The sequence below is a fragment of the Paenirhizobium daejeonense genome (genome assembly GCF_014280875.1).
Taxonomy (GTDB): Bacteria; Pseudomonadota; Alphaproteobacteria; order Rhizobiales; family Rhizobiaceae; genus Allorhizobium; species Allorhizobium daejeonense.
Window position 1 is genome coordinate 13,514 of sequence record NZ_JACLAL010000015.1, and the last position, 12,243, is coordinate 25,756.

The 12,243-nt window shown below is 61.5% G+C and carries 12 protein-coding genes; 4 read left to right on the top strand and 8 right to left on the bottom strand.

Annotation, left to right across the window (positions count from 1 at the left end):
* Nucleotides 1–36 precede the first annotated feature (36 nt).
* The 8 genes from H4I99_RS23575 to H4I99_RS23610 all read right to left on the bottom strand — a co-directional run bounded on the left by H4I99_RS23575 (nt 37) and on the right by H4I99_RS23610 (nt 8,868).
* Nucleotides 37–1,374, bottom strand: a complete 1,338-nt coding sequence (locus H4I99_RS23575) for an LLM class flavin-dependent oxidoreductase (RefSeq protein WP_163897381.1) — start codon at nt 1,372–1,374, stop codon at nt 37–39.
* Between the two features lie 147 nt (nt 1,375–1,521).
* Complete coding sequence (locus tag H4I99_RS23580; RefSeq protein ID WP_163897380.1) at nt 1,522–3,123, bottom strand: copper resistance protein CopC; 1,602 nt, start codon at nt 3,121–3,123, stop codon at nt 1,522–1,524.
* A gap of 14 nt (nt 3,124–3,137) precedes the next feature.
* Nucleotides 3,138–3,656, bottom strand: coding sequence for a YcnI family copper-binding membrane protein (locus tag H4I99_RS23585; RefSeq protein ID WP_163897379.1), 519 nt, complete (start codon nt 3,654–3,656; stop codon nt 3,138–3,140).
* A 15-nt stretch (nt 3,657–3,671) separates the two neighbouring features.
* Complete coding sequence (locus H4I99_RS23590) at nt 3,672–4,463, bottom strand: ABC transporter ATP-binding protein (protein WP_163897378.1); 792 nt, start codon at nt 4,461–4,463, stop codon at nt 3,672–3,674.
* A complete protein-coding gene (locus H4I99_RS23595) occupies nt 4,457–5,455 on the bottom strand; it encodes an ABC transporter permease (protein WP_163897377.1) in 999 nt (332 codons plus the stop codon). The genes H4I99_RS23590 and H4I99_RS23595 overlap by 7 nt, the downstream gene beginning before the upstream one ends.
* 11 nt (nt 5,456–5,466) lie before the next feature.
* Nucleotides 5,467–6,516 carry an ABC transporter substrate-binding protein gene (locus tag H4I99_RS23600; protein ID WP_163897375.1) on the bottom strand — a complete coding sequence of 350 codons (1,050 nt, stop codon included), beginning with the start codon at nt 6,514–6,516 and terminating at the stop codon, nt 5,467–5,469.
* 43 nt (nt 6,517–6,559) lie between these two features.
* Entirely contained in the window at nt 6,560–7,681 is a 1,122-nt protein-coding gene (locus tag H4I99_RS23605; RefSeq protein ID WP_163897373.1) for an LLM class flavin-dependent oxidoreductase, read from the bottom strand.
* Between the two features lie 23 nt (nt 7,682–7,704).
* Nucleotides 7,705–8,868 (bottom strand): acyl-CoA dehydrogenase family protein, encoded by a 1,164-nt coding sequence (locus H4I99_RS23610; protein WP_163897371.1) that lies wholly within the window; start codon nt 8,866–8,868, stop codon nt 7,705–7,707.
* Nucleotides 8,869–9,226: 358 nt separating this feature from the next.
* Between H4I99_RS23610 and H4I99_RS23615 the strand changes: the two genes are divergently transcribed.
* The 4 genes from H4I99_RS23615 to H4I99_RS23630 all read left to right on the top strand — a co-directional run bounded on the left by H4I99_RS23615 (nt 9,227) and on the right by H4I99_RS23630 (nt 12,228).
* The gene (locus H4I99_RS23615) at nt 9,227–9,898 is read left to right on the top strand and encodes a peroxiredoxin-like family protein (RefSeq protein WP_163897369.1); all 672 of its coding nucleotides are present in this window, start codon (nt 9,227–9,229) and stop codon (nt 9,896–9,898) included.
* Nucleotides 9,899–9,929: 31 nt separating this feature from the next.
* A complete protein-coding gene (locus H4I99_RS23620) occupies nt 9,930–10,457 on the top strand; it encodes a cupin domain-containing protein (protein ID WP_163897367.1) in 528 nt (175 codons plus the stop codon).
* 393 nt (nt 10,458–10,850) lie between these two features.
* Nucleotides 10,851–11,054, top strand: a complete 204-nt coding sequence (locus H4I99_RS23625) for a hypothetical protein (protein ID WP_163897365.1) — start codon at nt 10,851–10,853, stop codon at nt 11,052–11,054.
* A 130-nt stretch (nt 11,055–11,184) separates the two neighbouring features.
* A complete protein-coding gene (locus H4I99_RS23630) occupies nt 11,185–12,228 on the top strand; it encodes an amino acid ABC transporter substrate-binding protein (RefSeq protein WP_163897363.1) in 1,044 nt (347 codons plus the stop codon).
* Nucleotides 12,229–12,243: the final 15 nt, after the last annotated feature.

Sequence of the window (12,243 nt, forward strand, 5' to 3'; positions counted from 1 at the left end):
GACTCTCTCTGAATGGGAAGGAATGAGGTACGGCCGTTATTCGGCGGCCTCGACGGCGGTAGCCACCGCATGGCGGTTCTGCGGAACCGGAATTCCGAGATTGGAGCGGAAAGTCTCGCCTTCGTATTCGGTGCGATAAATGCCGCGCTGCTGCAGGATCGGCACGACGGACTCGGCGAAGACTTCCAGCTCGCGCGGCAGGGAAACATTGACGACGAAGCCATCCGAGCCGCGCTCTTCCAGCCAGCGCTGGAAGGCATCGGCGACCTTTTCGGGCGTGCCGACGAAATCCGTGCGCGGGGTCGCAAAGCGCAGCGCCGTCTGGCGCAATGTCAGGTTTTCGGCACGGGCCGCAGCAATGATCTTGCCCGATGTGCTCTGGTTGCTGTTGGCGCCGTGGGCGGCAACGTCCGGGAACGGCGCATCGAGATCGTGCTGGAGGAAATCGTAATCGTTGAACGGTCTGCCGAGCATCGACAGCGCGTTTTCGATGGAGGTGAGATTGGCGAATTCGGCGTATTTGCGCTCGACCTCCTCCTCGGTGGAGCCGATGACCGGACGGACGCCCGGCAGAACGAACAGGTGATCGGGATTACGCCCGAAACCGGCGGCGCGGCCCTTGATGTCCTTGTAATAAGCCTTGGCCTCGTCGAGGTTTTCGTGATGCACGAAGATGGCGTCGGAGCGTCTGGCCGCGAAGTTCTTGCCGTCTTCCGATGCGCCGGCCTGGAAGATCACCGGCTGCCCCTGACGGGAGCGCGCGATATTGAGCGGCCCCTTTACCTGGAAGAATTCACCCTTGTGATTGAGCGCATGCAGCTTGGCGGGATCGAAGAACTGGCCGCTCTGCTTGTCATGCACCAGCGCGTCGTCTTCCCAGGAATCCCACAGGCCCTGAACGACATCGAGATATTCGCCTGCCTGACGGTAACGCGTGTCGTGCGCCAGATGTTTGGACTTGCTGTAATTTTCGGCGCTGCCCTCGAGCCATGACGTCACGACGTTCCAGCCGGCGCGGCCGCCACTGATGTGGTCGAGTGAGGCAAACTGGCGCGCAACATTGAAAGGCTCGCTGTAGCTGGTGGTCAGCGTTGCCACGAGGCCGATATGCGATGTGGCACCTGCCAACGCCGACAATACCGTCAGCGGCTCGAAGCGATTGAGATAATGCGGGCTCGATTTCTCCGTGATGAACACGCTGTCGGCGACAAAGAGGAAATCGAACTTGGCCGCTTCGGCAAGTTGCGCCTGCTTCCGATAATAGGAAAAATTGGTGCTGGCCGTCGGGTCTGCATCCGGGTGACGCCAGTCCCCCCAACCCATGCCGACACCATGCAGCATGAAACCCAGCTTCAATTGACGTTTGGTCGACATATCGCCCTCCTGAGGCCACGTGCCCAATGCACCGGATATGTCGTGATGCTATTTTATACTAAATCTACCGAATAGGTATTATATTGCCATTTGTCAGTTTCGAAGAGAAAGGAATTCCTAATCCGAAGGCCCGTGAAGCCACGACGCCTAACCGGCAGGCCTCGCGATATCGAGGACATCGACGAGGGTGATGGAGACGAAATCCGAAACAAGCACCGTCACGCGCACCACCCAGAAGCCATCGAGCGGCAACACGAAACCTGATGCCTGATAACGCCCCTCCGGCGTCTTGGCAGCCGGGTGCTCGAACGGCCCGAGACCATAGGCAGGCTTTGCAAGCTCGACTTCGATCGAGAGCGGATCGAGCGGTTCGCCATTCAGCCTGACGTCTTCGATGTCGATGAGCACGGGACCCACAGTGGCCGGGCGGACAGTGAGACGCGCGCTCAGCCCGTCCCTGGCAAGATCGATGGTCTGCTCGGGACCGGACACGGCAAGAAGGGCACGCGGAGGTGGCGTGAAACGCCAGAGGCCGATGACACCGATCACGAGGCAGCCCAACACGATCTCCGCGACGATGATCCGGCGCAGACTTGCCGTGGCGAAAAGGTCGCCTGCAAGAACACTGCCCGTGAGACGGTAGCGGTTGAACGCGGCAATCAGAAGAAGGAGCAGGACAAGCGCCAGCTTGGCAAGGAACACCAGACCGTAATTCGTCGTCCAGAGAGCCCCGACGCTGCGCAGCTGCACGACGCCCAAGATAAGGCCCGAAAGCACCAGCAGGCCGACGACGACGGGAATGGCACGGGAAAAGCGTGCAAGCACCTCTCCCCCCGCCGTGCCTTCATTTCTCAGTGCCTTCCACAACGGTACGAGCGCGCCGATCCACAAGGTCGCCGCCACCGCATGCAGGAAGACGGTCGGTCGGGTCAGCGCAACGGGCGAGGCCGTCGCGGCGTGGCCGGCACTAGCAGCCGCCAATCCGACGCTGGCAAGGGCTGCCCATGCCAGCAGGCCAGCGATCCGACTAGGTGTCGGCGACTGCATGGATGCCCAGGCAAGGGCAAGCGCGGTCGCGCCGATCAGGGTGGCCCGCCCGAAGCTGGTCGCGAAGAGCCCCGCCTCCCAGACATCAGTCCGTAGCAGCGCCGATACCGGCTCACCCAGCGCATCGAGACCCTGAAAGCCGATGAACAAGGGCGTTGCCAGCAGTCCGGCGGAAATGAGAACGCTATCGAGCAGCCGGCTCTTTGCGTCAGAAGCGCGAACGACAGACGCGGAGAAGACCGCACCGCCAACACCGAGGATGAGGCTCAACAGCCAGGCGGTTCGCGAGGCCCACAGGCCGATTTTTACGGAAAGATCGGTTTCGCTCGCCGCAGCGCTGACCGCACTCGGCGCACCCACGGAAAAGACCAGCCCGCCGCCAATCGGATGACCATCGGAAGAGGTTACCCGCCACGAAAGGACATGGGTTCCGCGTTCCAATCCGGCTGGCAATGCAATCGAAATGGCGTCGCCCTTGTCGCCGATATCATGAAGCACTTCGGTGCGACCGTCGGGATGGGTCAAACGTACCACCAGCGGGCGCACGGGTTCCGAAAACCGCAGGTTCAACCTGTCCGGGGCATCGGCGAGGACGGAACCGTCGGCGGGATCGGACGCGATCAGGTTCGCATGCGCGAAAGCGGAAGAGGATACCGAAACCGCCATGAGGACGGCGACGCATAGCATCGCCGCCCATTTCATCAGGTTTTGCACGATCAGGGCCGGACCTTAACAACCGGCGCCGGATGCTTCAGATCGTCGGCCGACACACCCGCTGCTGGAAGCTCGATCCAGCGATCGGTCTCCGCTCCGCATTCCTGCACGACCGGCACCACGATCTGGGTTTGAGCCGTCTTGCTAACGGTCGCGCGGAATACGAACTCATCGTAATGGGCGTCTTCCAGCTTGCCGCCGGTCCACGAGATTTCCTTCACGCGAGCGCCCTGCCCGTGAGCATGGGTCTCTTCGGCCGAAGCCTTGTGCACATCGTCGATCGCGGTTGCGAGCGTCCAGCCGGGCTTCGGCTGCGGCTTCACCGATGTCAGTTCTTCCGGAATGGAAATGCGTAGCCCGGTCGTTGCCGCACCGGAGCAGCCATGCGGCAGCCTGAGAACGAACTTGACGGTGGTTCCAGGCGCCACGTCTTTGTTTTCGAACGTGACGTGGGCCTGAGCGACGCCTGTCAACGCCAGAAGCGCGATCAGTCCGAACGGTGCCGTTTTCTTGATGATCATTGGGGCAAGCTTTCTTTACCAGGTGGATGCGAGGCCGAGATGACCGAGGGCCTGATGCCTTAGTTCAGCAAGGCGCGGATCGCCGCGATGGCGTGGATAGGGAAGATCGACGCGAATATCGGCGACCACCCGGGCCGGCCGCGGCCCGAACACCAGCACCCTCTGCGACAGGAACAGTGCTTCTTCGACGTCATGGGTGACGAGGAAGGCGGTCAGCCCCGCCCGCTGCCAGAGGCTGACGAGTTCCGTCTGCATGGTCAGCCGCGTCAGCGAATCGAGCTTGCCGAGCGGTTCGTCCAGCAGCAGCAGCCGGGGTTCGTTGACCAGCGCGCGGGCGAGCGCCACACGCTGGGACATGCCACCCGAAAGCTGGTGCGGATAGGCCTTGTCGAACCCCTTCAGACCGACGAGCTCGATGGCGTTGTCCACCCGGCGGCGGGAGTTCTTCAGGATGCCCTGCGCCTCGAGGCCAAGCGCGACATTGTCCCAGACGGTGCGCCAGGGAAACAGCGTCGGATCCTGAAACACCAGGATGCGGGAGGGATCCGGATCGCCGATTGTCTCACCATCGACGCTCAACGTACCGCGCGTCGGATGATCCAGACCGGCCAGCAGGCGAAGTAGCGTCGACTTTCCGCAGCCAGAAGGGCCGAGCAGCGCCACGAACGAGCCGGGCTCCACGGAGAAATCCACGTCTTCGAGAACCGGCAACGGTTGGCCTTCCAGTTCGAACTGGTGGGAGACGTGGCGGATATCGACCCGCTGTCCTGTAATCGTTTCGGGTTCAAGCGTTGCAAGGGCTACCATCGGACGAGACCTTTCTGCCAGGAGAGCGACCAGTCGCGGATACGAAAGAGCAAGGTGATCAGCGTCGAGCACATCAGCGCCATGACCAGCAGCGCCGCATACATGTTGGCGTAAGCCGCCCAGCCCTGCGCCCACTGAAGATACCAGCCGAGGCCGGCCTTGACGCCCAGCATTTCGGCCACGACCAGAACCGCGAAAGAGGTACCAAGTCCCATGAACAGACCGACGAAGACATGCGGAAGAGCCGACGGGATCGCCACTTTCAGGATGAGAAACAGCGGTTTGGCGCCGAGCGTTCGGGCGATGTCGTAATAATCGCGATTGACGCTGGCGATACCGGACCAAGTAAGAATGGTCACCGGGAAGGCCGTCGCAAGCGCTATCAGAAAGACGCTGGCCGAGCCGCTGGACGGGAAGATGAAGAAGGCGAGCGGCAGCCATGCCGTTGCCGGCAGCGGACCGATCAGCCGCAGGACCGGATGCACCCAATAGGCCGCCGAACGTGACCAGCCGATGGTGACCCCGGTGAGGAAACCGGCGAGCGCGCCGAAGAAATAACCCTTGGCGAGCAGCAGCACGGAATAGAAGACGCTGATGCCGAGCCGCTGCCAGTCATCGAGGAAGACTTCGAGAATGCTCTGCGGCGACGAGAAGAAGGGAAGCGGCAGGAGACCGGTCTTGGCCGTGACGACTTCCCAGATGGCGACAATCAGAGCGGCCGCCACGAACCATGGGCCGTAATGGCGGATACTGGCGGAAACCTTGCCGCCGAGCTTGCCGGTCGCCGCAACGACGACAAGCACAAGCGCGATCAGCAACGAGACGATGGCCAGTTCCCGCCCGTAGGGCTGCGGAATGATCTCGGGCCAAAGCTCGATGAGGGCCGCCACCGCCGCCCAGGCGGCACCGGCCACAAGGCCGGTCCACCAGATGGAGACATGCGCGCGTTCGCGCACCACTTCGTCAGGTACGGATGGATCTATCGAGGTCATGTTTGCACTCCTCAGGCCGAGAGGACGTCGGCATAGACCTTGTCGGCGAAGGCGCCCGGATCGGTGGAGTTCTTGAACACCTGCACGTCGCGCAATTCCTGCGCATAGAGCGCGATTTCCTGACGCAGATCGGCCCCGGTCGGATTGTGATTATGGGTCTGCGCCTGCAGCACGCCGACAAGATCCTCGACCGACTTGCCCTTCGGCGCATTGGGCAGGAAGGCGCGAGCGGCATCCTCGGGCTTGGCCACGGTCCAGTCCTGGGCTTCCAGCAGAGCGCGCGTGAGAGCGGCGGCAGTCGGCTGGTCGTCTCGGATAAGGCTGCCGCGCAGGCCGACGATGCAGCACACGCGATTCTCGAAACCATGGTCCAGATTGGAAGCGATCTGCACGTATTTCGGATCCTGCAGCCAGAAATAGGCCTTGGGATCGCCATCGGCAATCGCGTGGACTTCACCCTTGTCGGCCGCAAGCTGCAGGAGTTCGCCCGGATACTGGCGCCATTCCACATCCGCGACCGGATCTATGCCTTCCTTGTGCAGAAGGATGGAGAAGAAGTTCTTGCCCGGGCTGGCGAGGTCGGAGATGCCGATCACCTTGCCCTTGAGCTGCGACAGTGTGGTGATGCCGCTATCCTTCAGTGCGACGAGGCGCGAGCAACCGCCATGGGTGCCGGCGGTGATCTTCACGTCGAAGCCCTGTTCGAGTGCCTTCAGCCAGCGCAGCGCCATGCCGACACCGCCGTCGGCCTTGCCGGTCGCAATCGCTTCCAGCAGAGTCTCGGTCGATGCGCCGAAATTCACCAGCTCGACGTCGAGGCCGTATTTCTTGAAGATGCCGTGTTCCTGCGCAACGAAAACCGGCGCAAGGCAGATCGCCGAGGCATTCGTGGCAAACTTGATCTTCTTCAGTTCACCGGCAGGAGCCGCAGACTGAGCGAAAAGATTGCTCGCCGAAAAGGCGCCTAGCGGAGCCGCAAGGCTCAGAGCACCGGCCGTCCTCAGGAAGGTGCGGCGATCGAAACCACCTGCGGAAACAAGGTCTTTCACACGTTCATTCATCGGAAGTCTCCTGCCGTCTCGGGCGTGGTTGGAGGGAGGATCGTTATTCTGCAGCGGCTGCGCGCGTGGCCTCGCTATCGCGCTTGGCGACGAGGGCTCTGAACCGCGGCAGGAGATCGCGTCCGTACTGGAATGCGTCCTCCAGCGGGTCGAAACCGCGAATGAGGAAGGTCGTGACGCCGAGGTCGTAGTAGTCGAGCAGCGCTTCCGCCACCTGATCCGGCGTACCGACCAGCGAAGTGGAATTGCCGCTGGCGCCCGTCAGCGCGGCCATTTCGGTCCACAGCCGCTTGTCGACGCGCGCGCCCTGAGCGGCAGCTGCCAGCAGACGTCGGGAACCTTCATTCGGCGGCTGTTGTCCGCCGGTGCCGCCGACATTGATCAGGCGCTCACCGGAAGCCGTCGCCCGCAATGCCCTTGCCTGCTCCAGAAGCCGGTTCGCCTTGGCCCAGGCGGCCTCTTCCGTATCTGCGAGGATGGGACGCAGCGACAGGCTGAAACGCGGATTGCGGCCATGCGGAGCCGCGGCCTGTCGGACGCGATGAATGGTTTCGGAAACCTGCGCCAGCGTTTCGCCCCACAGCGCGTAGATATCGGCATGACGCCCGGCGACATCGATCGCCGCTTCCGACGAGCCACCGAAATAGACCGGAATGCCTGCCGGATTGGCCGGCTTCACATGGGAGAAGCCAGACTTCACCCGGTAGTAGCTACCCTCGTAGTCGAACGGCTTTTCGCTCGTCCATTCCTGCCTGACGACATCCAGGTATTCGGTGGTGCGGGCGTAGCGCTCGTCCTTGGTCAGGTGATCACCGTCCTGCGCCAGCTCCTGATCATTGCCGCCGGTGATGATATGGACCGCCACCCGGCCATTGCTGAGCTGGTCGAGCGTGGCAAGCTGGCGAGCCGCAAGCGTCGGGGCGGTGAAGCCCGGCCGATGCGCGATCATCAGCTTCAGCTTCGTCGTGCGCGCCGCCACATGCTGGGCGATCAGGATGCTTTCCGGCGACGTCGAGTGAAACGCGAACAGCACCCGGTCGAAACCGCCATTCTCATGGATCGCAGCGGCCGCCGCGATGTGTTCGGGATTGATGACCGGACCCGAAGCGGGAACCGTTTCAGAGGCATTGTGATTGCCGATGTAACCGATGATTTCGACTGGCATGGAACACTCCTCGATTTCGATGATCAGATACCAAGCGCAAGCTTACCGGCGCCGATGCGCACGGTGTCTTCCTGCGGGCTGTGGATACGGCCGCACAACACATCACGGTGATGACGCTCGAGCGGGTTGTTGCGGGAAATGCCGTGATTGCCGGAAAGCTTGAGGGCCTTCTCGACGGCAAGGATGGCGTTTTCGGTGGTAACGACCTTGATCAGCCCGGCTTCCGACTGGCTGACGCTGCGGCCCTCGTCGATGTCACGCGCCGCCGAGCCAATCAGGCGGCGATTGACCGCCAACAGCTCCTCGATCTCCCCAAGCGCCTGCTGAATGCGCGGCACGGTGGCGAGCGGCTGGCCGAGATTGCTCGGCACGCGCTCCTTGAGGAAGCGAACGAGCCAGTCACGCGCGGCCTCGGCCACGCCGGTGTAAAGCGCGCCGGGCAGGATACCGAACCAGGCGGCCTGTCCCTCGCCTCGCGCATCCCATTCCGAGGGACGACGGATATCGACGGCATGATCCAGCGGCACGAAGACATCCTGAAGAACCGCATCGTGACTGCCGGTGGCGCGCATGCCGAGCGGGTTCCAGGTCTTCTCAATGGTGAAGCCCTCGGCATTCACCGGCACCAGAAAACCGCCAAACCGCACGTCTTCCTCGTCCGTGCGTGCCCAGACAATCGCCCATGTCAGGCCCTCAACACCGGTGGAATAGATCTTGCGGCCAGAGATCGACCAGCCGTTTGCCACGCGTCGCGCGGTGGCTGCAGGCAGGCCACCCCGTATCGGAGTGCCCAGCTCCGGCTCGACCCTAAGCGCATTAATCAAAGCGCCGTTATCGACGGCGTCCCTGATGACCTTGCTGACCAGATGCGTCGGCCAGCGGCTTGCCGGCAGCGTCGCAAGATTGATGTATTGCATGATGAGGATCAGCGCCGTCGATGGCTCACCCTGCGCGATGATGCGGATGACATCCGCAGCCTCCGCGAGCTTCGCACCCCGACCACTGAGCTCTACCGGCGCCGTGAGAGCCGAAAGCCCCGCCTCATGCACCAGACGGATGTTCTCGTGCGGAAACCCCGCCCCGATATCGACTTCATGGGCCTTCTTGGCGAAAGCCTTGGATAGATCGAGGGCGACCTCGGTCGCTGGTCGCGAAGCCGGATTGCGGAGCTGGGTTACTGTCGTCACGCTGAACCTCCTGGGTATTCGCAAGCGTCATTCTGCGGCTGCGCAATGCGCGCTTCCCTCATTCAGGCCACCGTTCCGGACCTCATTCAGGCGCATGCAGACCCACCAGCACCGCTTGAGACGGCCGGCAAATCTGACAAGCGATGAATGGCTCTCCAGCACCGCCCTGCAATTAAAGATATTATCCATAAAATTTGTGTACTATAGAAACGGTTGTGCCTTCTTTGCCGCCTGGCTGGAAATTATTGCCTTTTGTCAAACAGCATAAAGAAAGCTGTCTCTCGTGGCAGAGAGGCCAGGACGCCTAGAGTGAGGGCACCGACGGTTCGGAAAGGCCGTCAAGCCAAGGAGAGACAGAATGACCCAATCACTCGTCGAGACGCTTGCAGAGTTTCAGGCAAAGCGCGCACTGACGATGCCGGCCGACAAACTCAAGATCAATGTCGACCAGCGTCGCCTTCTGGTGGAGACGGCCGATCGCGCCGGCTTCGTGAAGCCCGGCGATGTCGTTCCGCCCTTTGAACTGACGGAAGTCGACGAGGGAAAACTGACGCTCCCTGCCCTCCTCGAAAACGGCCCTGTGGTGCTGATCTTCTTCCGTTTTGCCGGTTGCCCGGCCTGCAACGTGGCACTTCCCTATTATCGCGACCATCTGGCGGACAGGCTGGCGGCACTGGGGGCAACACTCGTTGGCGTCAGCCCGCAGGTTCCGGAAAAGCTGCGCGACATCAAGGAGCGCCACGCCCTCGGTTTCAGCATCGCCACGGACGAAGGCAACGCGCTCGCGCGGCGCTTCGGCATACTCTATACTTTCGATGAGGCATCCCGTCGCTCATCGCTGAAAAGTGGCAGCCCGATCGGCGAGGTGACGGGCACCGGTACCTGGGAACTTCCGATGCCAACCGCTGTGGTCATCGACCGCGAGGGCATCGTGCGCTTCGCCGATGTCAGCCCCGACTGGCTTGTCCGCACGGAACCGGACGTCATCGTCGACGCCGTGCGCAACATATACCTGAACGCAGCCGCCTGAGATTTTCGTTAAAGCAGACTGGAACAAACCCTTGAGCGAACACGATCATAGCCATCACCACCACGATCATGACCATCCGCATGATCATGATCACCATACCGACCGCTGGAAACATGACGGCATCCGCGTCATCAAGGGCGACCAGCTGGATGCCAACACCGCCCAGACACCGGGCATGTTCCGTCAGGCCGCGATCAACCACGCCCGCGTCGGCGCGCAGAAGATCTGGGCCGGCACGGTCGCGATCGAGCCCAATGCCAAGACGGGCGTCCACCACCACGGCGCGCTGGAAAGCGTGATCTACGTCATTCGCGGCAAGGCGCGCATGCGCTGGGGCGACCGGCTGGAATATGTGGCGGAAGCAGGCCCGGGCGATTTCATCTTCGTCCCGCCCTATGTGCCGCATCAGGAAATCAATGCCGATCCGGAAAACGTGCTGGAATGCGTGCTGGTTCGCTCCGACAACGAGGCGGTGGTAGTCAACATCACCAACATCGATCCGGTCGAAACTCCGGAGGCGGTCTACTGGGTCGATCCGATCCACAAACAGCCGGAGTGAGTAACGGCAACGCCGTCACCGGTTTTTGTGTCATCGTGCGCAACCGGTGCGGTCGGGTCCCATGAAGAATGGCGGCTTCTTAAGCTTGGCGCTCCGAGCGTGTAATTCACACGACAATCATCGCACAAAGGCCTGCACAAGCGCGTGGAAAATTCATCGGGCGCCAAATGTACGGACGTGGCAACTCGATTTGCTAGAGTATCCGTGTTGGTCAAGTGGGGGTTGGCACACATTTTCCGCCGTTTCTGAAGAGCGCGTTTGCGAGGACGATGAGTTTTCGCATGATTGCCGTGGTGGCAAGCTTTGGGGCTTTGCCGCCGGTTTTCAGCTAATCGTATTTTACCTTGAGATCGGGATTGAAGCACATGACGACGAGTGCCAGCATGTGAAGGCTTGCCGGACATTGGCCCGGCAGCCGCCGATAATGGCAGTTACCCAGCCGTTGTCGGCAACGGCGAGACGATTGCCGATCAACTCAAGGCATGGATTGAGAACGGCGAGATTGACGGCTTCAACGTGAACGGGACGTGGGCTTCCGAAAGCATTGGCGGCCTTTTCGGCGACACACAATCCAACCCTGAAAAGCTCCAAAATTAGTGCGATATGTCCAAATTTTGTGCGCAATGCAAAATAAAATATCTATTCCATAAAATTACTAGATTTATGATCGAAACAGTTCCGCATCGGCATTAAGCGATGGGAATTTCATAAACGAGCAGGAGATTTCATGCTGGACTTTTCGAAAATCAATCGCCGCGCCGGCCGCATCGCCGCCATCGCCTTAATGGCAGCCACATCACTTTCCGCAGGCCTCGCCAACGCCGGTGAAACCCTAGACAAGATCAAGCAGCGCGGCCTCATCAAGGTCGGCGTCGGCACCACGCCGGGCTTCTTCTCCCCGGACAGCAACGGCCGCTGGAACGGCTTCTTCATCGATTACGGCCGCGCACTCGCGATCACCGTTTTCAACGATCCGGAAAAAGTTGAATTCACCAACTCCTCGCCGCAGCAGCGTCTGCCGGCCCTGCAGTCGGGCGAATACGACGTCCTGCTCTCGGGCGTCACCCAGACCATCACCCGCGCCTTCAAGCTCGGTTTCCACTTCGGCCCGGTGATCTTCTATGACGGCCAGGGCCTGCTGGTTCGCAAGGATCTCGGCGTAACCAAGGGCACGGAACTCGATGGCGCCACCATCGGCGTACAGAGCGGCACGACGGGCGAACTCAACATCGCCGACTTCTTCCGCAAGACCGGCAAGAAGTTCACTCCCGTGACGATCGAGGAAACCGGCGAATTCGTGAAGGCGCTGGAATCCGGCCGCGTCGACGCCCTCACGCAGGATGCCACCGACCTTGCCGGCAAGCGCACCCAGCTGAAGAACCCCGACGACTACGTCCTGCTTCCCGAGCGTCTCTCCAAGGAACCGCTGGCTCCGGCCATCCGCGGCGGTGACGACCAGTGGCTCGAAATCGTCAACTGGACCGTCTATGCAACGATCCAGGCCGAGGAGTACGGCATCACCAAGGCCAATGTCGACGACTTCCTGAAGAGCGAAGACCCGGCGATCAAGCGCTTCCTCGGCGTCGATCCCTCTCTCGGCGAGGCGATCGGCCTCGATCCGAAGTTCGCCTACAACATCATCAAGACGCTGGGCAATTACGGCGAAATCTTCGACCGCAACATCGGCAAGGGCACCACGCTCAATCTCGAGCGCGGCTACAACAACCTCTGGACGAATGGCGGCCTCCTCTATTCTCCGCCCTTCCGTTGATCGAAACGGGGACAC